A 20333-nucleotide genomic window follows, 5' to 3' on the forward strand; every position below is an offset into this window, starting at 1 on the left:
AAGCAATGGCAGATTTCTCCCGCCTCCCGGGCCCGAACGCAGACCTCTGGGACTGGCAGCTGCTGGCCGCCTGCCGTGGCGTGGACAGCTCTCTGTTCTTCCACCCCGAGGGCGAGCGCGGAGCGGCCCGTAGCGCGCGTGAGACATCGGCGAAGGAGGTCTGCATGCGCTGCCCGGTGCGAGCCGAGTGCGCGGCGCACGCACTGGCCGTCCGCGAGCCCTACGGGGTCTGGGGCGGTCTGACGGAGGACGAACGCGAGGAGCTCATGGGCCGGGCCCGCCACCGGCTGATCCCCGCGACCTCCATGACCGGCAACTCGGGCACCTCAGGCGCCTGACCCAGGGAGCGCATGCACTCCCTGAAGAATCGTTCCTTCGCAGCTTCGACTGCGGGGAGCAGGGGTTCGGGCTGCTCTCGCCGCCCCTCGGCACGCCCCGTGACCCCTCAGCGCGCGTGGCCGCTCCGGCCCGCCGCGTCCGCCAGCTGATCGAGCGTCGCCGCGACGGCGGGGACATGGGCCAGATCCGGCAGCGTGAGCGCGACGATCTCGCGGTGCACGGCGGGCTCCATCCGTATCGCCGTGGCCCCCTTGGGGCGCACCGACTCCAGCGTGAGCTCCGGCAGCGCGGCCACCCCCAGCCCCGCGCCCACCAGGCCGATCACGGCCGGATAGTCATCCGTGGCGAAGTCGATACGCGGGGTGAAGCCCGCACTCTCACAGACCTCGACGAGGTGCCTGCGGCAGCGCGGGCAGCCCGCGATCCACGGCTCGTCCGCCAGCTCCGCGAACCCCGCGCTACCGGCCTTCGCCAGCCGGTGGCCGTCCGGCACCAGCCCGATCAGCCGGTCGACCAGGATCGGCCGCATCACCAGGTCGTCCCACTCGGCCGCGGCCTCCGGGTCCGCGCCGCGCACTTCCGGGTAGCGGAAGGCCAGCGCGATCTCGCAGTCGCCGTTGCGCAGCATCTCGATCGAACGCGGCGGCTCGGCCTCGTCCAGCGAGACCCGGGTGCCCGGGTGGGCGGCGCGCATCTTCGCCAGGGCGGTGGGCACCAGCGTCGAGCTGCCCGAGGGGAACGACACCAGTCGCACCCGCCCCGCCCGCAGGCCCGCGATGGCCGCGACCTCCTCCTCGGCGGCGGTGAGCCCGGCCAGGATGCCGACGGCGTGCCGTACAAGGGCCTCGCCCGCCTGCGTCAGCCGCATCTCGCGGCCCGCGCGGACCAGCAGCGGGGTCCCGGCGGACTGTTCCAGCGCCTTCATCTGCTGGCTGACGGCCGGCTGGGTGCAGCCCAGCTCCCGCGCGGCGGCGGAGAACGAGCCGGTCCTCGCGACGGCGCGCAGCACACGGAGATGACGGGCCTCGATCACGCTCTGAGCATAAGCGAGTCTTGGGCTGATCGGGGAAAATCAGGATGCCGCTTTTGGGTGGAGTGGCTAGCGTCTGCCCTGCCCGGCCGCGGTTTTGATCAGGTACGGAGACGCCGGCAGGGGCGCTCCGCGGACCAGGCACGGCAACGGCGGAGGACCGTATGAAACTGCTGACCGTCAATGTGGGGCGGCCCATGCCGTCCGAGCACACCGAAGCCGAGGGCGGCACGGGTATCGACAAGCGGCCCGTGGCGGGCCCGGTGGCGGTCTGCGCTCCCGGCCCCGCGGGCGTCGGGGGCAGCGGGGTGGCCGGCGACACGGTGGTCGACCTGCGCCATCACGGCGGCGACGACCAGGCCGTGTACGCCTACGCCCGCGAGGACCTGGACCTCTGGCAGCGGGAGCTGGGCCGCGAGCTGCCCAACGGCTCGTTCGGCGAGAACCTCACCACCTCGGGCGTCGAGGTCACCGGCGCCCGGATCGGCGAGCGCTGGCGCGTCGGCCCGCGGGTGCTGCTGGAGGTGAGCTGCCCGCGGATCCCCTGCCGCACGTTCCAGGGGTGGCTCGGCGAGCGCGGCTGGATGAAGCGGTTCACCCGGGCCGCGGTGCCCGGTGCCTACCTCCGGGTGATCGAGCCGGGCGAGATCCGCGCCGGGGACCGTGTCGAGCGGGTGTACCGGCCCGATCACGAGGTGACGATCGAGCTGATGTTCCGGGCCCTGACGACCCGGCGGGAGCTGCTGCCGCGGCTGCTGGAGGCCGGGGAGGCGCTTCCGGAGGTGGCGCGGGACGTGGTGGCGAAGTATCTGGCGCGACAGGGCGGTTGACCGGGTGGCCGGCGGGGGCCGGTCCGGCCGGCTGCGGCGCCGGCGGTCCGGGCGCCGGCGGCGCGCGGTGCGGCCGGGTCGGCGGGGGCCGGCGGGGGCCGGCGCGGACACGCCCTGGGTCTCGGGTGCCGTCGTCCGGGCGGATAGCGTGCCGGTATGACGACTGCATTGATCACGGGAGCGACGGCGGGCATCGGGGCGGCGTTCGCCCGGCGGCTCGCCGGCGACGGCCACAGCGTGGTGCTGGTGGCGCGCGACGAGAAGCGACTGCGGGAGCAGGCCACCGAGTTGCACGACCGGCACGGCATCGAGGCGGAGGTGCTGAGCGCCGATCTGTCCACCGAGGAGGGCATCGCCGCGGTCGAGGCGCGGCTCTCGGACACCAGGCACCCGGTCGATCTGCTGGTGAACAACGCCGGCTTCGGCAACAAGGGCGAGTACCTCGAAGTGCCGCTGGCCGACGAGCTGACGATGCTGAAGGTGCACTGCGAGGCGGTGCTGCGGCTGACCACGACCGCGGTGCGCGGCATGCGGGAGCGGCGCCGCGGTGCGGTGGTCAATGTGGCGTCGGTGGCGGCGTTCGTGCCGCGCGGCACCTACGGCGCGAGCAAGGCGTGGGTCGTGCAGTTCACGCAGGGCGCGGCGCGGGACCTGGCGGGCAGCGGGGTACGGCTGATGGCGCTGTGCCCGGGGTTCGTACGCACCGAGTTCCACCAGCGGGCGGGGATGGGCACGGACAACATCCCCGGCTGGATGTGGCTGGACGCGGACAAGCTGGTGGACGCGGCGATGAAGGACCTGATGCGGGGGAAGTCGCTGTCCATCCCCGACCCGCGGTACAAGGCGCTGACCGGGGCGCTGAAGTTGGTGCCCCGCGCGGTGCTGGGCGGGGTCGCGTCCCGTACCGGGCGCAAGTACGGGCCCCGTTAGCGGGGACAGTGCCGTGCCGCCCGGTCCTGGGCGCGCCCTTCGGCGGGCGGGGGCAGGACCAGGTGGCCGGTGGTGCCGTCGTCGTGCCATGTGAGGGCGAGGGTGTGGCGGCCGCCGTGGCGGGTGAGGCGCGCGGTCGCCAGGGTGTGGACGGGGGCGGGCTCCGGGTCCCCGGTGAGGGAGGCCAGGGCGACGAAGAGCGTCCCCTCGGGGGCCGGGCCGACGGAGCCCTCCAGGACGGCGGTTTCGGTGCGGGGGCCGAAGAGGGTGCTGCCCGTGGGGATCGGCCGGGCGCGCGGGGTGTCGTAGCCGTGGACGGGGTGGAGTTGGGCGGTCGGGCCGCCGGGTGTGGTGGCCCAGCCCGTCTGGCGTACGGGGGTGCCGGGGGCGGCGCCGGTGACCAGGTGGGCGCGGAGTTCGGCGCGGCCGTGGGCGAGGGTGGCGGACAGGACCCGGACCCCGGGGAGTGCGGTGCCGTCGGCGCGGCGGGGGGTGTGGGTGGACAGCGCCCGGTCGGGGCCGGCGGAGTGCGGCGTGGCGGGGCCGCGAGTGGTGGGCCGGCCGTCGATCAGCAGCGCGAAGTCGTTGTCGGGCAGGGCCCGGTCGGCGGTGGGCGTGGTGGGGCCGGTGCGGGTGGAGTAGGCGAAGCGGGCGTAGTACGGGTCGGGGGCGCCGAGCGTTGCGTTGCTGCCGTGGTTGTGGACCCGGACCAGGCCGTCGGACGCGGTCGAGTGCAGCAACAGGCCGGTACCGCCCAACGGCCCGACGGCGTCCGCGGTCTCGGCGGGGAGCGGGGCCTCCTCGGCGGTCCAGGCGGCGTGGTCGGCGGGGAGCAGCAGGCCGAGGAAGCCCTTGGCCGCCCAGTAGGGCGAGCCCGGGCCCGAGTACCCCTGGAGCATCGGCGCGTAGGGCCCGTACCAGCCCAGCGGCAGCAGACCGTCGGCACCGACGGCACCGCGGTCCAGGAAGTGGCGCAGCGCCCCGGAGGCGAGGCGGCGGACGGCGCCCGGGGACAGCGGGGTGTGGCCGGTGAGGGCGCCCAGCCAGGGAGCGGCGGTGGCGGCGAAGCGGTAGGTGAGCGAGCGGCCGAAGGGCAGCGGCGCGCCGCTTGAGTCGAAGAGGCGGGTGTAGTCGTCCAGTTGGGCGCGCAGGCGGTCGCCGTAGGTGGCCAGCAGCGCCCGGTCGGCGCCGAGGTGGGCGTGCAGGACGGGGTAGAAGTGCAGCGCCCAGGCGTTGTAGTGGTCGAAGGCGCGGTTGTCGCCGTCGGAGTACCAGCCGTCGCCGCGGTACCACTCCTCGATGCGGGTCAGCGCGCGGTCGACGGCGGCCCGGGCGCGTACGGTCTCGATGCCCGCGTCGTGGAGGAAGCCGCCGACGGTGAGGCCGAAGAGCCACCAGTTGTTGTCGACCGGGGACGGGCCGAGGGCGGGCAGCAGCCAGTCGACGACGCGGGCGCGGACCGCGTCGTCGAGGGTGTCCCACAGCCAGGGGCGGGTCACGCGCAGGCCGAGCGCGAGGGAGGCCGCCTCGACCCGGGCCTGGCGGACGGCGTCGATCCGGGGCCAGGAATCGGGGTCGGCGGAGGTCGACTCACGGTCGGCGGTGGGGTTCCGGGTGCCGGCGGCCAGGCCCTCGGCGTAGCGGGCGAGGTGGGCGTGCGGATCGCGGCCGCCGCTGCCGGCGACGGTGAACGCGGCGAGCAGGAAGGTACGGGCGAAGCCTTCGAGGCCGTCCGAGCGGGGGCCGGAGGAGCTGGGGCGGGCGCCGGGGAGCGTGATCAGGCCGCGGCCCGGGGAAGCGTGGCGGCGGGTGGCGCGCAGCAGGCCGTCGGCCACCGCCTCCCAGTGGGCGCGGGTCCAGCCGGTGTACGGGCTGAGGCGGCGGTCCTCGGGCGGGAGGGGGAAGGGGAGGGAGACGGGGCGAGGTGCAGACATGGGTTCCCCTCGGACGGAGGATGACGGCCGGCCGCCGGGGCATCCTTCGGGTACGGCTGACCGGGCGTCAAGGGAGTACGAAGGAGAACACATGACCACGCCACCCCCCGTCGGGACGGCCGAGCGCCCGGCGAGGCGCCCGAAGGTGCTGCTGTCGATGGGCCCCGGTATCGCCGAGCGGCTCCTCGACGCCCGTCACCACTCCCGCCTCGCGGCCCTCGCCCATACCGACTCCCGTCTCGTCGCCCACGAGTTCGCCGACCCCGCGCCCGCCGTCGCCGCCGCCCTCGCCGACGCCGAGCTGCTGCTGACCTGCTGGGGCGCGCCGCCGCTGACCGACCGCGTGCTGGCCGCCGCACCACGGCTGCGGGCCGTCGTGCACGCCGCCGGCTCGGTCAAGCACCACATCACCGACGCCTGCTGGCAGCGCGGCATCGCGGTCGCCTCGGTGGCCGCGGTCAACGCGCTGCCGGTCGCCGAGTTCACCCTCGCCGCGATCCTCTTCGCCAACAAGCGGGTGCTGCACACCGCCCACCGCTACCGGACCCTGCGCGCCCCGCACGACTGGCAGCACGAGCTGTCCGGCGCCGGCAACTACCACCGCACCGTCGGCGTCGTCGGCGCCTCCCGCATCGGCCGCCGCCTCATCGAACTCCTGCGCCCCTTCGACCTGCGCGTCCTGCTGTACGACCCGTACGTCGACGCCGCCGAGGCCGCCCGGCTGGGGGTGGCGCAGGTCCCCCTCGACACGCTCTGCGCCGACAGCGGCATCGTCACCGTGCACGCCCCCGAGCTGCCCGCCACCCGCCATCTGCTCGGCGCCCGCGAGCTGGCGCTGATGCCGGACGGCGCCACCCTGATCAACACCGCCCGGGGCTCGCTCGTCGACGAGGCGGCGCTGCTCGCCGAGCTGGTGCCCGGCCGGCTGCACGCGGTCCTGGACGTCACCGACCCCGAACTCCCGTCCCCCGAATCCCCGTTGTACGACCTCCCGAACGTCCTGCTCACGCCGCATATCGCCGGTTCCCTGGGCGGCGAACTGCACCGGCTGGCCGACCGGGCGCTGGACGAGGTGGCGCGGTTCGCGGCCGGCCTGCCGTTCGCGGACCCGGTGCACCCGGCGGGCCAGGACCACTCGGCCTGACCGCACGATACGCCGCATTCCTCACTAAAATGGACGCGTCCCACCCACCCCGGGAGGCGCCATGAAATTCGTACAGATAATCGATTACCGGACCGAGCGGCCGGACGGCATGAACGAACTCATGGACAAATGGGTCGAGCAGACCAAGGGCAAGCGGACCGCCACCCACAGCGTCATCGGCAAGGACCGGTCCGACGCCTCCCACTACGTCGAGATCGTCGAATTCCCCTCGCACGAGGAGGCGGTGAAGAACTCCCACCTCCCGGAGACCGACCGGATCTTCCAGGAGATGGTGGCGCTCTGCGACGGGATGCCGTCCTTCACCGACCTCGACGTCGTCCGGGACGAGCAGTTGAACACCGCAACCGCCCGCCGGTTCTTCCACGAGATCGCCACCGGGGGCAACCTCGACGCCATCGACGAGGTGTTCGCGTCCGACTACCGCGACCACGACGTCTTCAAGGAGGAGGAGACCGTGATCGGGTCCGACGCGCTGCGGCGCGATGTCACCGGATGGCGCGCCGCCTTCGACTTCACGTTCAACCTGGAATCCCAGATCGCCCAGGGCGACGACGTGGTGACCCGGTGGACCTGGTACGGCACGCACCAGGGCGCGTTCATGGGCGTCGAGCCGACCGGCCGGAAGTGCACCATGACCGGCACCACGACCTTCCGGTTCCATGACGGAGTGGTCCAGGAAGGCTGGTGGCACTACGACGTCCTGGGCCTGATGCGGCAGCTCGGCGCGGTCTGACCGGAGCGTGCCGGCCGCGCGGCTTCCGCCAGCACGCGAGAAGGCTCCCGTTCCCACCGCTCATGAGCGGGAACAGGAGCCTTCCAGCGGCTACCGCCGGCGATCAGCCGGCTGCGCGGCTATGCGTCAGTGCGCGTGCCCGTGACCGTGGCCGGCCTCGGCCGACTCCTCCTCGGCCGGCTTCTCGACGACCAGGGTCTCGGTCGTGAGCAGCAGGGAGGCGATCGACGCGGCGTTCTCCAGGGCGGAGCGGGTGACCTTGACCGGGTCGATGACGCCGGCCTTGACCAGGTCGCCGTACTCGCCGGTGGCGGCGTTGAAGCCCTGGCCCTTGTCCTGCTCGGCGACCTTCGCGGTGATGACGTAGCCCTCGAGGCCGGCGTTCTCCGCGATCCAGCGCAGCGGCTCGACGACCGCGCGGCGGACGACGGCGACACCGGTGGCCTCGTCGCCCTCCTTGCCGAGGTTGCCCTCCAGCACCTTGGCGGCGTGCACCAGGGCGGAGCCACCACCGGAGACGATGCCCTCCTCGACCGCGGCGCGGGTCGCGGAGATGGCGTCCTCCAGACGGTGCTTCTTCTCCTTGAGCTCGACCTCGGTGGCCGCACCCACACGGATGACGCAGACGCCACCGGCGAGCTTGGCGAGGCGCTCCTGGAGCTTCTCGCGGTCCCAGTCGGAGTCGGTGGTCTCGATCTCGCCCTTGATCTGGGCGACGCGACCGGCGACGTCCTCGGCGTTGCCGCCGCCGTCGACGATGGTGGTGTCGTCCTTGGTGACGGTCACGCGGCGGGCGGAGCCCAGCACGTCCAGACCGGCCTGGTCGAGCTTGAGGCCGACCTCCTCGGCGATGACGGTGGCACCGGTGAGGGTGGCCATGTCGCCGAGCATCGCCTTGCGGCGGTCACCGAAGCCGGGGGCCTTGACGGCCACGGCGTTGAAGGTGCCACGGATCTTGTTGACGACCAGGGTCGACAGGGCCTCGCCCTCGACGTCCTCGGCGATGATCAGCAGCGGCTTGGAGCCACCCGCCTGGATGACCTTCTCCAGCAGCGGCAGCAGGTCCTGAATCGAGGCGATCTTGCCCTGGTGGATCAGGATGTACGGGTCCTCGAGGACGGCCTCCATACGCTCCTGGTCGGTGACCATGTACGGCGAGAGGTAGCCCTTGTCGAAGGCCATGCCCTCGGTGAAGTCCAGCTCCAGACCGAAGGTGTTGGACTCCTCGACGGTGATCACACCGTCCTTGCCGACCTTGTCCATCGCCTCGGCGATCAGCTCGCCGACCTGCTTGTCCTGCGCGGACAGGCCGGCGACGGCGGCGATGTCGGCCTTGTCGTCGATCGGGCGGGCGGTCGCGAGGAGCTCCTCGGACACGGCCTGCACGGCGGCGTCGATGCCCTTCTTCAGGGCGGCCGGGGAAGCGCCCGCGGCGACGTTGCGCAGGCCCTCGCGGACCAGCGCCTGGGCCAGCACGGTGGCGGTGGTGGTGCCGTCACCCGCGATGTCGTTGGTCTTGGTCGCCACCTCCTTGACGAGCTGGGCGCCCAGGTTCTCGTACGGGTCGTCGACCTCGACCTCACGGGCGATGGTGACACCGTCGTTGGTGATGGTGGGGGCACCGAACTTCTTGTCGATGACGACGTTGCGGCCCTTCGGACCGATCGTCACCTTCACCGTGTCGGCAAGCTTGTTCACGCCGCGCTCAAGGGCGCGACGGGCGTCCTCGTCGAACTTCAGGATCTTCGCCATGGGGTGCTTCAAGTCCTCTCATTGCGATCCTCGGCACGCAGTGGGGACCGCTGGGTCAAACGAACTGCGCCCCTGCCCCGGGTTGTTTAGACGCGGGAACCAGGGGCGCAGATCACGGCAATTCTTGGTGACTTACTTCTCGACGATCGCGAGCACGTCGCGGGCCGAGAGAACGAGGTACTCCTCGTTGTTGTACTTCACCTCGGTGCCGCCGTACTTGCTGTAGAGAACGATGTCACCAACGGTGACGTCGAGCTCGACGCGCTTGCCGTCCTCGATGCGGCCCGGGCCCACGGCCAGGACGACGCCCTCCTGGGGCTTCTCCTTGGCGGTGTCCGGAATGACCAGGCCCGAGGCCGTGGTCTGCTCGGCGTCGAGCGGCTGGACCACAATGCGGTCCTCAAGCGGCTTGATGGCAACCTTGGAGCTGGCGGTCGTCACGATCCGACCTCCCCCTTCGGAGATCTCACGGGGTTAACTGTCTGAGGTGGCGACCAGGTGGATCCGTCGTCGCGGGTGCCGGACCTGCCCGTCGCTGTGTTTGGCACTCCCCACTGGAGAGTGCCAACGCCGAGACTATGACGCGGTTAGCACTCGGTCAAGCGGAGTGCCAGCGCGCCGGGGGCGGGTTCCATGACGCCGGTTGACCGCGCCGCGGCCAACGGGTCCGGCGCCGGGGGCGGGTTCCCTGCCAAATCGGACACACCTTCCCGTTTCTTGGCAACCACCCCCCGGGCCACCTCGTCTACTTCCCCGACTGCCGGGCCCGCGAACCGGGCCCGGCGTGCCCTGTGGATCAGCCCGGACCGGTCCGCGACCCTGATCATCGAAGGCGGAGGAACCCGTGCGTGGACTGACCAGCGCTCCCCGGCCGGCCGGGGAGCCGGAGAGCGACGCCGAGCGCACCATGACGTTCGCCGCGTTCGAACGGGCACCGGACCGCCGCCGGACCGAGGCCTGGCTGCTCGCCCTGGTCGTGCTGATCGCCGTCTTCGGCTACGCCTACACCGGTCTGTCGATGACCGGCCGGCTGCCCGGCGGCCTGGCCGGTTTCGCCGTCAGCATGCTCTTCGTGGCTCTGGTGCCGCATCTGGTCCTGCGCCGCTTCGCCCCGCGCGCCGATCCGCTGATCCTGCCGCTGGCGACCCTGCTGACCGGGATCGGCCTGATCCTGCTGCACCGGCTGGACATCACCTACGCGCAGACCCCGCGTCTGAAGATCGCCGAGGCGGCGAGCGGCCAGCTGGTGTGGACGGTGATCGGGGTGGCGGTCTGCATCGCCATCCTGCTGGTGCTGCGCGACCACCGCATCCTCCAGCGCTATATCTATCTGACGATGGCGGTCGCCCTTGTACTGCTGATGGCGCCGGCCTTCTTCGGCGCCGACATGTACGGCGCCAAGCGCTGGATCCTGCTCGGACCGCTGTCGCTGCAGCCCGGTGAGTTCGTGAAGATCATGATCTCGGTGTTCTTCGCCGGCTACCTCACCGTCAACCGCGATGCGCTGGCGCTGGCCGGACGCCGCGTCATGGGCGTCCAGCTGCCCCCGGGACGGCAGCTCGGGCCGATCTTCACGATCTGGGCGATCAGCCTGCTGGTGCTGATCTTCGAACGGGACCTGGGCACCTCGCTGATCTTCTTCGGCGTCTTCGTGATCATGCTCTACATGGCCACCGACCGCGCCAGCTGGGTGCTGTGCGGCCTGCTGATGGCCACGGTCGGCGCGGCCGTCGTCGGCTCCCTGGAGCCGCACGTCCACGGCCGGGTCACGGCCTGGCTGGACCCCATGCGGGCCTTCACCAAGGAAGGCCGTGCGGAGGGCATGTCCGACCAGCTCGGCCAGGCGATGTTCAGCTTCGGCAGCGGCGGCATCGGCGGCAGCGGCCTGGGCCAGGGCCACCCCGAGCTGATCGGCTTCGCGGGCAACAGCGACTTCATCCTCACCACCGTCGGCGAGGAGCTGGGCCTGGCCGGGGTGATGGCGGTGCTGATGCTGTACGTGCTGCTCGCGCAGCGCGGGCTGCGGGTGGGGCTGACCGCCCGCGACCCGTTCGGCAAGCTGCTCGCGGTCGGGCTCGCCGGGGCGCTGCTGCTCCAGGTCTTCGTCGTCTCCGGAGGCGTCACCGGCCTGATCCCGCTGACCGGCAAGGCCCTGCCGTTCCTGGCCAAGGGCGGCTCGTCGCTGGTCGCGAACTGGGTGATGGTGGCACTGCTGTTGCGGATCAGCGACCATGCACAGCGCCGCCGCGAGCCGGAGGGCGCGGGCCAGGACCGGCCACGCCGGGGACGGCGCGGCCGCCGGGCGGCGTAGGGCGTGTCTGTGCGGTCTCCGTGGGCCTGCGGTGTCCGGCACCGCACCTCGCCTGGACCACAATGGTGCAGGTGACCGACCTCGACACCTTCTCCGCGCTGCTGGCCCCCGAGGGGCAGGCACTGCTGGCCGAACTGCGCGACCACGACCCGGCGGACGAGCTGGCGGCCGCGACCCGGCTGCGCCGCGACCACCCCGCCCCGCTGGTCTCCGCCGCGCTCGGCCAGGCCCGGCTGCGGCAGCGCGCGGCGGCCAAGTTCGGGGCGGACGCGCGGCTGATGTACTTCACGCCCAACGGCGTCGAGCAGTCCACCCGTACCGCGGTCGCCGCCCACCGCGCCGCCCGGCTCGCCGCGCTGGGCGTGCGTTCACTGGCCGACCTGTGCTGCGGCATCGGCGGCGACGCGATCGCGCTGGCCCGCGCCGGGATCCGCGTACTGGCCGTCGACCGCGACCCGCTGGCCTGCGCGGCGGCGCGGGCGAACGCCGAGGCGCTGGGGCTCGCGGAGCTGATCGAGGTGCGCTGCGCGGACGTGGCGGAGGTGGACACCGCCGGATACGACGCGGTGTTCGTGGATCCGGCGCGGCGCAGTAAAGCCCGGGGTGGGCGGATCTTCGATCCGGAGGCGTACTCGCCGCCGCTGTCCTGGGCCGTCGAGGCGGCCCGTACGGCCCCGTTCGCGGCGCTGAAGATCGCGCCGGGGGTGCCGCACGACGCGCTTCCCGAGGACGCCGAGACGGAGTGGATCTCCGACGCGGGCGAGGTGAAGGAGGCGGTGGTGTGGTTCGCCCGGTCCCCCGGCGGCACCCCCGCTCCGATGCCCGGCGGCCGCCGCGCCACCCTGCTGCCGGCCGGCGACTCCCTGCTGGGCACCGGCCTGCCGGACCCCGAGCCGGGTCCGGTCGGGGACTGGCTCTACGAACCGGACGGCGCGGTCATCCGCGCCCACCTCGTGGCCGATGTCGCCCAACAACTCGGCGGGCGGCTGATCGACCCGACGATCGCGTACATCACCGCGGACCGGCTGACGGCCACCCCGTACGCGACCGCCTATGCGCTCACCGACGTACTGCCGTTCAACGTCAAGAAGCTCAAGGCGCTGCTGCGCGAGCGGGGTGTCGGCACCGCGGTGATCAAGAAGCGCGGCTCGGCGGTCGAGCCCGAGGAGCTGCGCAGGAAGCTGAAGCTGGGCGGCGGCGGCAACTCCTGCACGATCTTCCTCACCCGGGTCGCCGGCGCCCCCACCATGCTGCTGGGGCACCCCGCGGACGCGCCCGGGCCGTCACTCACGCCAGGTCGGTGAGGTCCTCGGCGTAGATCTGGGAGAGCGGCTGCGGGCCGACGTACTGCTGGCAGGTGCACTGGCCGGCCTCGTACTGGACCGGCTTGTGGTCGGCGTCCCAGGCCACCGCGACCTCCACCCGCTCATGGCACTTGCCCTTCTTGTCGTGCTTGGCGAGGTGGTGGGTGCAGCCGCACACCGGCTCCGGCGGTTTCTGGGCGGCCGCCAGCTCCTGACGTTCCGCACGCGCGGTCTCCAGGCGCTCCATCTTGCGCTCGTGGCGGGTGCGCAGCGCCGTACGGGCGGTGTCGGCGACCTTCGCGAAGCCACCCGCCATGAAGAAGATGAAGACCCACCAGAACCAGTCCACAGCCTGCCGCCTCCCCACGCGCGCGCCCGGTGCCGCTCCAGGGTAAGACCTCGGGGCGGGCGCGGGTCCGGGGGAGGCGGACCTTGTCACCGATCCTCAGAAGATGCTCACGGGTAGAGGTTCCGCTTGCTCGTCTCGTGGACGTGATCATGGCTGTGGCCGTGACCGTGGTCGTCCTCGGCCGGCTGCCCCGGCACATGCGGTTCGGTGACCGGGAGCGAGGAGTCCGCGGACAGGTCCCAGTGCGAGGCCGCGCGCCCGCGCGCCACCATCTCCGCGCCCAGGGCGGCGACCATCGCGCCGTTGTCGGTGCACAGCTTGGGCCGCGGCACCCGCAGGGTGATCCCGGCGTCCTCGCAGCGGCGCTGGGCCATCGCCCGCAGCCGGGAGTTGGCCGCGACCCCGCCGCCGATCATCAGGTGGTCCACACCGTTGTCCTTGCAGGCCCGTACGGCCTTGCGGGTCAGGACGTCGACCACCGCCTCCTGGAAGGACGCCGAGACGTCCGCGACCGGGACCTCCTCGCCGGCCGCCCGCTTGGCCTCGATCCAGCGGGCCACGGCCGTCTTCAGGCCGGAGAAGGAGAAGTCGTAGATCGGGTCGCGGGGGCCGGTCAGACCGCGCGGGAAGCGGATCGCCTCGGGGTCGCCCTCGCGGGCGTAGCGGTCGATGACCGGGCCGCCCGGGAAGCCGAGGTTCAGCACCCGCGCGACCTTGTCGAAGGCCTCGCCCGCCGCGTCGTCGATCGTCGAACCCAGCGGCCGCACGTCGGAGGTGATGTCGGGGGCCAGCAGGAGGGAGGAGTGGCCGCCGGAGACCAGCAGGGCCATCGTGGGCTCCGGCAGCGGGCCGTGTTCGAGCTGGTCGACGCAGATGTGCGAGGCGAGGTGGTTGACGCCGTAGAGCGGCTTGCCGAGCGCGTAGGCGTACGCCTTGGCGGCCGAGACGCCGACCAGCAGCGCACCGGCCAGGCCCGGTCCGGCGGTGACCGCGATGCCGTCCAGATCGCTCGCCGCGACCCCGGCCTCCTTCAGCGCCCGCTGGATGGTGGGGACCATCGCCTCCAGATGGGCCCGGGAGGCCACCTCCGGCACCACTCCGCCGAAGCGCGCGTGCTCGTCGACGCTGGAGGCGACCGCGTCGGCCAGCAGCGTGTGGCCGCGGACGATGCCGACACCGGTCTCGTCGCAGGAGGTCTCGATGCCGAGGACGAGCGGTCCGCCGCGTGAGTCAGCCATGATTCTCAAGTTCCTTGTACGGAGGGTGCTTCGGAGGAGGTCTGGGTGGTACGGCGCATCACGAGGGCGTCGACGTTGCCGGGCTGGTAGTAGCCGCGGCGGAAGCCGATCGGCTCGAAGCCGAAGCGCTCGTAGAGGCGCTGGGCGCGGAGGTTGTCGACCCGCACCTCCAGCAGCACCTCATGGCACTCGAAGTCCGTCGCGGCGCCGAGGAGTTCGGTCAGCAGCCGGGCGCCGAGGCCGCTGCCCCACTGGTCGCGGGCGGTGGCGATGGTCTGGACGTCGCCGGTGCCGTCGATGGCGGCCAGCCCGGCGTAGCCCACGATCCGGCCTTCCCGCCCGTCACCCGACCTCCGCCCCTCATCGGCGCCGCTGCGCGGCGGCACCTCCAGTTCGGCGACGAGGTAGCGGCGGGTGGCGAAATCCCCGCGGGCGTGGGCCAGCTCCGACCAGAACATGCCGGCCGACCAGGCGTCCTCGGGGAAGAGCTCGCGCTCCAGCTCCAGCACCGGCGCTATGTCCCACCAGCGCATCTCGCGCAGCGCAGCAGGTTCAGGGCTGCCGCCGCGCAGTGGCGCCGTTGAGGGGCGGTGGTCGGGTGAGGGGCCGGCCGTCACTTCGGGGTGACCACCTTGTAGTTGGCGGGCACCTGGGCGTCCGGGCGGCGCAGATACAGCGGCTGCGGCGGCAGCAGCTCCTGGCCCGCGGCCAGTCTCTCCGCGGCCAGCGCGGCGAGCGCCGCGGCGGACTGGTGCTCGGGCGCCTCGCGCCGCAGACCGGTGAAGACGCCGTCGTAGAGCACCGCGCCCGCGCCCACGGCCGGGACGCCGGCCACCTGGTCGGCGATGTCGGCGGGGCGGTCGACGGCCGGTTCGGTCAGGCGCGTACGGGCGTCGGCGTAGCGCGCCCAGTAGACCTCCTTGCGGCGGGCGTCGGTGGCCACGACGAAGGGCTCGGTGAGTTCGGCGGCGTAGGCGAGGCCGTCCAGCGTGCACAGGCCGTGGACGGGCACGTCGAGCGCGGCCCCGAACGTGGCGGCGGTCACCAGGCCGACCCGCAGACCGGTGTAGGGCCCGGGGCCCACGCCGACCACGATGTCGCTGACCTCGTCGAGCTTGCGGCCGGCCGCGCGCAGCACCCGGTCGACGGCGGGCAGCAGCAGCTCGCCGTGCCGGCGCGCGTCCACATCGCGGGACTCGGCGAGGACGTCCGTCCCGTCATGCAGCGCGACGGTGACGGCGGGGGTGGCGGTGTCAAGAGCAAGCAGCAGCACGCCCTCAAGCCTACGGCGCGGCCGGCGGTGCCCCGTCCCCTGCTACCGTCGCCCCCGAAGCAGGGGAACGTACGGAAAGGTGGCACAGCGGTGCCCTCTAAGAGCAGCACGATCGTCACCGCACTGACCACGGCTGCCGTCGTCGTGGTCGGTTTCCTCGGCTACCAGGCCGCGGCGTCCGCTCCGGACAGCCTCACCCCGGCCCGCAAGGACGGCCACAGCGCCTCCAAGGGCCACTCGGACCGGCCCGGCAAGAAGGCCGGGACGTCGGCCCCGGTCTCGGTCCCCGCCGCCTCCGGCAAGGGCCGGCGGGTCGTCTACTCGCTGGGCGGCAAGCGGATCTGGCTGGTCGACGCCAAGGGCGGTGCGCTGCGTACGTTCACGGTCACGCCGAGCACGGTGCACCCGCCGCTGGGGACGTACACGGTCGGCTCGCGGTCGGTGAGCGTCACGGGCTCGGACGGGATCGCGATCGAGCACGTCGTGCGGTTCACCACGGTCGACGCCGTCACCATCGGTTTCAGCGCGGCGGTCGACGGCTCCCGGCCCGACCCGGGCTCGTCGAAGCGGACCGGCGGGATCCGTGAGTCGCGGGAGGACGGCAAGGCGATGTGGGACTTCGCGCTGCAGGGCACCAAGGTCGTCGTGGTCGCCTGACCGCGCGCCCTCGGGCCGGCTCCCTCTTGGCCCATACGGGCTACGCCGCGTCGCGCCCCCGGGTGGACGCGGGCGTCTCCTCGCCCTCCGTGGGCTCGTCCGCGGGCTTGCCCTGGCGGGGCGCGGTGGCCTCCTCGGGGGCGTCAGGGGGCGTGGAGACGGCGCTGGCCGCGGCACACGCCGCCAGCAGCTCATTCATCGTCGGCGTCTCGCGCGCATCGTGCTGGTGGGCGGACATGGACGCCTCCCGGGGCTCCTGGGGCAAGCGACAGAAGCTAGGCTCGCTACTTAGGCACACCTAACTGGGGTCTCCACCCATGTCACCACGCGCGATACCGACTGCGCAACATCTTACCGACGGCTTGTCGGAAACTACGGTACGAGCAGGCCGTCCAGCTCCGCGCCCGACCACCGGGCACCGAGTCCGGTGACCGTCACCTCGCGCACATCGTCGACCTCGTCCTCCGGGTGGGGCGCGTCGGCGCCCACCGCGCGGCCGATGACGACGTGCAGCCGGTCGTCGGACAGCTCCTCGACCTTGCCCTCGCCCCACTCCACGACCACCACCGACTCCGGCAGCGAGACGTCGAGGTCCAGGTCCTCCATCTCGTCCAGCCCGCCGCCGAGGCGGTAGGCGTCGACGTGCACCAGCGCGGGGCCGCCGGTCAGCGAGGGGTGCACCCGGGCGATGACGAAGGTGGGCGAGGTCACGGCGCCGCGCACACCCAGCCCCTCGCCCAGGCCGCGGGTCAGCGTGGTCTTGCCGGCGCCCAGCTCACCGGTGAGCAGCACCAGGTCGCCGGGGCGCAGCAGCGGGGCCAGCCTGCGGCCCAACTCCTGCATCTGGTCGGGGGACTTGACGGTTACATGGGCGATCGCGCCGGTGGAGCTCATGCCGCAAATGGTACGTCCTGCCCCTCGCCCGACCACCACCCCTGATCGACACCGCCGTGCGGCGGCACGCTGCGCGCCCGCGGCCTCAGGCCCGCGCGTGCCGTGAGCTGCGGGCCGCCGCGCTCGCCCGCTCCACCAGCGACACCAGGTGCTCGTTGACCAGCTCTGGCCGTTCCAGCATCACCAGATGCCCGGCGCCGGGGACGCACACCAGCTCCGCGTCGGGCAGCATCTCGGCGATCGTCCGGCTGTGGTCGGCGGGGGTGATCAGGTCGTTCTCCCCGGCGAGCACCAGCGCGGGCACCGCGTCGTACGCCACCAGCGCCTCGGTCTTGTCATGCACCGCGAACGCCGGGAAGAACTCGGCGACCACATCGATCGGGGTCGCCTCGATCAGCCGCTCCCCGAACCGCGCGATGCCCGGGTCCACCTGCTCGGGCGACCCGAACGAGTACCGCTTGATCAGCCCGGCGAACAGATCGGCGGTGGCCCGCCGCCCGCGCTCGACGAACTCGTGCTGCCAGCCCAGCGCCCTGAGCACGCCCGGCGCGAGCCAGTGGAAGGCCTTCATGCCCATCGACGGCAGCCCGTAGCTGACCTCGCTGAGCCGCCCCGCGGACGTGCCGATCAGGGCCACCCCGACCACCCGCTCCGCGACGTACTCGGGGAACTGGTCGGCCAGCGCCATCACCGTCATCCCGCCCATGGAGTGCCCGACCAGCACGATCGGCCCCTCGGGCACCGCGGCGTCCAGCACCGCCTTCAGATCCCGGCCCAGCAGGTCGATGGTGACCTCTTCCGTGCCGTCGATCTGGCCGTGCCCGCGCGCCGAACGGCCGTGGCTGCGCTGGTCCCAGTGGACGGTGCGCACCGTGCCGCGCAGCGCGGCGCGCTGGAAGTGCCAGGAGTCCTGGCTGAGGCAGTAGCCATGGCTGAAGACGACCGTGGGGGCCGCCGAGCGCCGCCCCAGCGCCGCCGTCAGCCGCTTGCGCAGGCCGCTCTGGGCCTCCTGCACGGCGCGGGCCTCCTTGCCGCGGGCGGGCTTGGCGGACCGGTCGTGCGGGGCCCCCCGGCCGTTCCTGGCGGCGCCCTTGCCCGGCCGCTCGTCCTTGTCCGGCCGGCCGGCCTCCGCGCCCGGCTCGTCGACCTCGTAGTACAGCTCGGTGCCGTCCTCGGCGATCGCCGCGCCCGGTGTGCCGCGCAGCGTGCCGTACGGGCCGGCGGCGTCCAGCGCGAGCCGGGCGCGGCGGCGCATCCCGCGGCCGACCGTCATCCGCTCTATCGCCACACCGGCCGCGGCGCCCGCCGCGACCACGCCGATCGCGGCGCCGGCGAGGCCCGCGTGCCGGCCCGCCCTGGCCCAGTTGTTGGCTGCCTCGACCGCCACCTCGGCGGCCGTCTCGACCGCCTGCGCGGCGGCCTCCTTGCCCTCGGTCATGCGGTACCCCCCGTGAGCGCGGTATCTCCCTCGGCTTCTTCGGCTTCTGCTGCTCCGTTCCCTATGCCGCTGTCCACATAGACGCGCGGCACCCGGGTTCCGATCCGTGTGACGATTTCATAGCCGATGGTTCCGGCCGCGCGGGCCCAGTCCTCGGCGGTCGGCTCGCCGCGGTCTCCGGGGCCGAAGAGCACGGCCGGATCGCCCGCCGCGGCGCTGTCGCCGCCCAGGTCGACCACGAACTGGTCCATCGCGATCCGCCCGGCGACCGTCCGCCACTTGCCGGCGACCAGCACCGGGCCGGTGCCGGAGGCGTGCCGCGGGACGCCGTCGGCGTAGCCGAGCGGGACCAGCGCGAGGGTGGTCTCCCCGGGGGTGGTGTACGCGTAGCCGTACGACACGCCGTGGCCGCCCGGGACCCGCTTGACCGACGCCAGCGCGGCCTCCAGGGTCATCGCGGGCCGCAGTCCGAAGTCCCGGGAGGTGCCCAGCTCCGGGCTGGGCGAGATGCCGTAGACACCGATACCGGCGCGGACCAGGTCGAAGTGCGCCTCCGGCAGCGTCAGCGTCGCCGGGGTGTTGGACAGATGCCGCACCTCGGGGCGCAGGCCGGCCGCCTCGGCGGTCTTCAGCGCGTCCTGGAAGGCGGCGAGCTGGACGGCGATCGAGGGGTGGCCGGGCTCGTCGGCACATGCGAAGTGCGACCAGACGCCGGTGACGGACACCGCGCCCTCGGCCTCGGCTGCGCGGGCCGCGGCGGTCAGCTCCGGCCAGTCGGCGGGCTGGCAGCCGTTGCGGCCCAGGCCCGTGTCGACCTTGAGCTGGACCCGGGCGGTGCGACCGCAGGCGCGAGCCGCGGCGGTGACCTCGCGCAGCGCCCACAGCCCGCTCACCGAGACGTCGATGTCTTGCTCCACGGCCTCGCGCCAGGGGCCGCCCGGCGTCCACAGCCAGCACATCAGCCGCCCGGTGTCGCCGGCCGCGCGCAGCGCGAACGCCTCCTCGGGCAGCGCCGTGCCCAGCCAGTCCGCACCGGCCTCACGGGCGGCGCGCCCGCAGCGCACCGCTCCGTGTCCGTAGCCGTCGGACTTGACCACGGCCATCAGCTCTGCCCGGGGTGCGCATGCCCGCAGTGCCTGGACGTTCGACCGCACGGCGGCGAGGTCGACGACGGCACGGGCGCGCTTCGCTGTCTCGTTCATCCCCCTCAGTGTCGCAGGCGACGCCGCGGCACCCCCGGGGACCGGCGCGAAACCGCTCTCACCCGCTGGGCCTGCGGCCCCAGACGTGCACCACATCGCCGTGCCTGAGCGCTCCCCACAGCCGGCTCGCGTCCCGCCACCCGAGGTTGACGCAGCCGTGCGAGCCGAGCCCCTGGTAGATGTCGTCGTAGACACCGTGCAGCGCCTCCCCGCGGTCGAAGAACTGCGCGAACGGCATCGGCGTGTGGTACAGGTTCGAGGTGTGGGCCCTTTTCCGTAGATAGATGCGGTACGTACCCGTACGGGTCTCGTTCGTCGGCTGGCCGGATCGGATCGCCACCGGCTCGAAGACCACCCGCCGGCCCTGCTGCACCCACAGCAGCTGCCGGTCCAGGTCGACGCACACGGTCCGCTCGCGGCGCTCGGGGCAGTGCCCGTCCCGGTTGGGGTCTTTCTGGGCCCGCATCAGCCGCAGCATGGCACCGGTCACCGGCCCCGCGAAGCCGCTCGCCGGGGCGATGCGGTGCGCCCGCTGGAAGCGGCGGATCGCCCGGCAGTCCGCCTCGCTCTGCAGCCCGTCGACCGCCCGCCGCAGATAACGCTCGGCCTGCCGCTGGAAGGGCCCGGTGGACCCGCTGCAACTCGCCGCCCTGGCACCCCGCTCCGTCTCGGACCGCGGTACGTCCTCCAGGTGCAGCGGCTCCTCGACCGGCGCGTCCGGCGCCTGCGCCGCCCGCACCGGGTCGGGCGTGTGGTGCCGCTCGGCCCGCTGCGGGGCGTACGCGGCACCGGGAAGCAGGCCGGACGCCGCGTGCGCGGCGGGCGACGGCGCCACGGCCACCGCGGGGGATCCGGCCAGAGCGGGCAGCGAGGCGCAGGCCAGCAGCGCCACCAAGGTGCGTTTCATGCCTTCACGATGCCGCGCCCGGGCCGCCGGACGGCCCGGGCGGCGCC

Annotated in this window: 21 protein-coding genes; 8 read left to right on the forward strand and 13 right to left on the reverse strand. The window is 73.2% G+C overall.

What is annotated here, in order from left to right; genetic code table 11:
* Positions 1-5 precede the first annotated feature (5 nt).
* Positions 6-338: a WhiB family transcriptional regulator gene (locus tag WAB15_RS18335; protein ID WP_384430026.1), complete on the forward strand. Its 333-nt coding sequence runs from the start codon at positions 6-8 to the stop codon at positions 336-338.
* A 107-nt stretch (positions 339-445) separates the two neighbouring features.
* Here the strand turns inward: WAB15_RS18335 and WAB15_RS18340 are convergent, their stop codons facing one another.
* Positions 446-1372: a LysR family transcriptional regulator gene (locus WAB15_RS18340; protein WP_407286918.1), complete on the reverse strand. Its 927-nt coding sequence runs from the start codon at positions 1370-1372 to the stop codon at positions 446-448.
* A 161-nt stretch (positions 1373-1533) separates the two neighbouring features.
* On the opposite strand from WAB15_RS18340, the gene WAB15_RS18345 reads away from it, so the two are divergent.
* On the forward strand, positions 1534-2199 hold the full coding sequence (locus tag WAB15_RS18345; protein ID WP_407286919.1) for an MOSC domain-containing protein: 666 nt from the start codon (positions 1534-1536) through the stop codon (positions 2197-2199).
* 156 nt (positions 2200-2355) lie between these two features.
* Positions 2356-3129, forward strand: a complete 774-nt coding sequence (locus tag WAB15_RS18350) for an SDR family NAD(P)-dependent oxidoreductase (protein WP_407286920.1) — start codon at positions 2356-2358, stop codon at positions 3127-3129.
* Here WAB15_RS18350 and WAB15_RS18355 read toward each other — a convergent pair.
* Entirely contained in the window at positions 3126-5063 is a 1938-nt protein-coding gene (locus tag WAB15_RS18355; protein ID WP_407286921.1) for a DUF2264 domain-containing protein, read from the reverse strand. The genes WAB15_RS18350 and WAB15_RS18355 overlap by 4 nt on opposite strands.
* A gap of 91 nt (positions 5064-5154) precedes the next feature.
* Here WAB15_RS18355 and WAB15_RS18360 point away from each other — a divergent pair, with 91 nt between their 5' ends.
* Both WAB15_RS18360 and WAB15_RS18365 read left to right on the forward strand, forming a co-directional pair.
* Positions 5155-6207, forward strand: a complete 1053-nt coding sequence (locus tag WAB15_RS18360) for a hydroxyacid dehydrogenase (RefSeq protein ID WP_407286922.1) — start codon at positions 5155-5157, stop codon at positions 6205-6207.
* 61 nt (positions 6208-6268) lie between these two features.
* The gene (locus WAB15_RS18365) at positions 6269-6961 is read left to right on the forward strand and encodes an ester cyclase (RefSeq protein WP_407286923.1); all 693 of its coding nucleotides are present in this window, start codon (positions 6269-6271) and stop codon (positions 6959-6961) included.
* Positions 6962-7087: 126 nt separating this feature from the next.
* Here WAB15_RS18365 and groL read toward each other — a convergent pair whose 3' ends face one another.
* On the reverse strand, positions 7088-8713 hold the full coding sequence (gene groL / locus WAB15_RS18370) for a chaperonin GroEL (RefSeq protein WP_399146742.1): 1626 nt from the start codon (positions 8711-8713) through the stop codon (positions 7088-7090).
* A 132-nt stretch (positions 8714-8845) separates the two neighbouring features.
* Positions 8846-9154: a co-chaperone GroES gene (gene groES / locus WAB15_RS18375; RefSeq protein WP_399146569.1), complete on the reverse strand. Its 309-nt coding sequence runs from the start codon at positions 9152-9154 to the stop codon at positions 8846-8848.
* A gap of 466 nt (positions 9155-9620) precedes the next feature.
* On the opposite strand from groES, the gene WAB15_RS18380 reads away from it, so the two are divergent.
* Together WAB15_RS18380 and WAB15_RS18385 are read left to right on the forward strand one after the other, a co-directional pair.
* Positions 9621-11024 carry an FtsW/RodA/SpoVE family cell cycle protein gene (locus WAB15_RS18380; protein WP_399146741.1) on the forward strand — a complete coding sequence of 468 codons (1404 nt, stop codon included), beginning with the start codon at positions 9621-9623 and terminating at the stop codon, positions 11022-11024.
* Positions 11025-11086: 62 nt separating this feature from the next.
* Complete coding sequence (locus WAB15_RS18385) at positions 11087-12328, forward strand: THUMP-like domain-containing protein (RefSeq protein WP_407286924.1); 1242 nt, start codon at positions 11087-11089, stop codon at positions 12326-12328.
* Here WAB15_RS18385 and WAB15_RS18390 read toward each other — a convergent pair.
* From WAB15_RS18390 to tsaB, 4 genes are all read right to left on the reverse strand, one after another.
* Complete coding sequence (locus WAB15_RS18390; protein WP_393487473.1) at positions 12312-12677, reverse strand: hypothetical protein; 366 nt, start codon at positions 12675-12677, stop codon at positions 12312-12314. The two genes, WAB15_RS18385 and WAB15_RS18390, sit on opposite strands and share 17 nt — an antisense overlap.
* A gap of 107 nt (positions 12678-12784) precedes the next feature.
* Positions 12785-13915: a tRNA (adenosine(37)-N6)-threonylcarbamoyltransferase complex transferase subunit TsaD gene (gene tsaD / locus WAB15_RS18395; protein ID WP_407286925.1), complete on the reverse strand. Its 1131-nt coding sequence runs from the start codon at positions 13913-13915 to the stop codon at positions 12785-12787.
* 5 nt (positions 13916-13920) lie between these two features.
* The gene (locus WAB15_RS18400) at positions 13921-14532 is read right to left on the reverse strand and encodes a GNAT family N-acetyltransferase (RefSeq protein WP_407286926.1); all 612 of its coding nucleotides are present in this window, start codon (positions 14530-14532) and stop codon (positions 13921-13923) included.
* Positions 14529-15188 carry a tRNA (adenosine(37)-N6)-threonylcarbamoyltransferase complex dimerization subunit type 1 TsaB gene (tsaB, locus tag WAB15_RS18405; protein ID WP_399146565.1) on the reverse strand — a complete coding sequence of 220 codons (660 nt, stop codon included), beginning with the start codon at positions 15186-15188 and terminating at the stop codon, positions 14529-14531. The genes WAB15_RS18400 and tsaB overlap by 4 nt, the downstream gene beginning before the upstream one ends.
* 90 nt (positions 15189-15278) lie before the next feature.
* Between tsaB and WAB15_RS18410 the strand changes: the two genes are divergently transcribed.
* The gene (locus tag WAB15_RS18410; RefSeq protein ID WP_407286927.1) at positions 15279-15845 is read left to right on the forward strand and encodes a hypothetical protein; all 567 of its coding nucleotides are present in this window, start codon (positions 15279-15281) and stop codon (positions 15843-15845) included.
* Positions 15846-15885: 40 nt separating this feature from the next.
* On the opposite strand, the gene WAB15_RS18415 is transcribed toward WAB15_RS18410, so the two are convergent.
* The 5 genes from WAB15_RS18415 to WAB15_RS18435 all read right to left on the reverse strand — a co-directional run bounded on the left by WAB15_RS18415 (position 15886) and on the right by WAB15_RS18435 (position 20286).
* Positions 15886-16083, reverse strand: a complete 198-nt coding sequence (locus WAB15_RS18415) for a hypothetical protein (protein WP_407286928.1) — start codon at positions 16081-16083, stop codon at positions 15886-15888.
* Positions 16084-16217: 134 nt separating this feature from the next.
* The gene (gene tsaE / locus WAB15_RS18420; RefSeq protein WP_399146562.1) at positions 16218-16739 is read right to left on the reverse strand and encodes a tRNA (adenosine(37)-N6)-threonylcarbamoyltransferase complex ATPase subunit type 1 TsaE; all 522 of its coding nucleotides are present in this window, start codon (positions 16737-16739) and stop codon (positions 16218-16220) included.
* An 85-nt stretch (positions 16740-16824) separates the two neighbouring features.
* Positions 16825-18177, reverse strand: a complete 1353-nt coding sequence (locus WAB15_RS18425) for an alpha/beta fold hydrolase (protein WP_399146561.1) — start codon at positions 18175-18177, stop codon at positions 16825-16827.
* The gene (gene alr / locus WAB15_RS18430) at positions 18174-19379 is read right to left on the reverse strand and encodes an alanine racemase (RefSeq protein WP_407286929.1); all 1206 of its coding nucleotides are present in this window, start codon (positions 19377-19379) and stop codon (positions 18174-18176) included. Before alr ends, WAB15_RS18425 begins: the two co-directional genes overlap by 4 nt.
* Positions 19380-19437: 58 nt before the next feature.
* The gene (locus WAB15_RS18435) at positions 19438-20286 is read right to left on the reverse strand and encodes a L,D-transpeptidase family protein (RefSeq protein ID WP_399146559.1); all 849 of its coding nucleotides are present in this window, start codon (positions 20284-20286) and stop codon (positions 19438-19440) included.
* Between the last annotated feature and the right edge of the window lie 47 nt (positions 20287-20333).

The organism is Streptomyces sirii, assembly GCF_045690365.1.
Classification (GTDB): Bacteria; Actinomycetota; Actinomycetes; order Streptomycetales; family Streptomycetaceae; genus Streptomyces; species Streptomyces sirii.

Coding starts and splice junctions, on each gene's coding strand:
- WAB15_RS18435 (WP_399146559.1), bottom strand. CDS start 20,286: ATGAAACGCACCTTGGTGGCGCTGCTGGCCTGCGCCTCGCTGCCCGCT.
- WAB15_RS18335 (WP_384430026.1), top strand. CDS start 6: ATGGCAGATTTCTCCCGCCTCCCGGGCCCGAACGCAGACCTCTGGGAC.
- WAB15_RS18385 (WP_407286924.1), top strand. CDS start 11,087: ATGGTGCAGGTGACCGACCTCGACACCTTCTCCGCGCTGCTGGCCCCC.
- WAB15_RS18365 (WP_407286923.1), top strand. CDS start 6,269: ATGAAATTCGTACAGATAATCGATTACCGGACCGAGCGGCCGGACGGC.
- WAB15_RS18415 (WP_407286928.1), bottom strand. CDS start 16,083: ATGTCCGCCCACCAGCACGATGCGCGCGAGACGCCGACGATGAATGAG.
- alr (WP_407286929.1), bottom strand. CDS start 19,379: ATGAACGAGACAGCGAAGCGCGCCCGTGCCGTCGTCGACCTCGCCGCC.
- WAB15_RS18355 (WP_407286921.1), bottom strand. CDS start 5,063: ATGTCTGCACCTCGCCCCGTCTCCCTCCCCTTCCCCCTCCCGCCCGAG.
- WAB15_RS18350 (WP_407286920.1), top strand. CDS start 2,356: ATGACGACTGCATTGATCACGGGAGCGACGGCGGGCATCGGGGCGGCG.
- WAB15_RS18360 (WP_407286922.1), top strand. CDS start 5,155: ATGACCACGCCACCCCCCGTCGGGACGGCCGAGCGCCCGGCGAGGCGC.
- tsaD (WP_407286925.1), bottom strand. CDS start 13,915: ATGGCTGACTCACGCGGCGGACCGCTCGTCCTCGGCATCGAGACCTCC.
- WAB15_RS18425 (WP_399146561.1), bottom strand. CDS start 18,177: ATGACCGAGGGCAAGGAGGCCGCCGCGCAGGCGGTCGAGACGGCCGCC.
- tsaE (WP_399146562.1), bottom strand. CDS start 16,739: ATGAGCTCCACCGGCGCGATCGCCCATGTAACCGTCAAGTCCCCCGAC.
- WAB15_RS18380 (WP_399146741.1), top strand. CDS start 9,621: ATGACGTTCGCCGCGTTCGAACGGGCACCGGACCGCCGCCGGACCGAG.
- groL (WP_399146742.1), bottom strand. CDS start 8,713: ATGGCGAAGATCCTGAAGTTCGACGAGGACGCCCGTCGCGCCCTTGAG.
- WAB15_RS18345 (WP_407286919.1), top strand. CDS start 1,534: ATGAAACTGCTGACCGTCAATGTGGGGCGGCCCATGCCGTCCGAGCAC.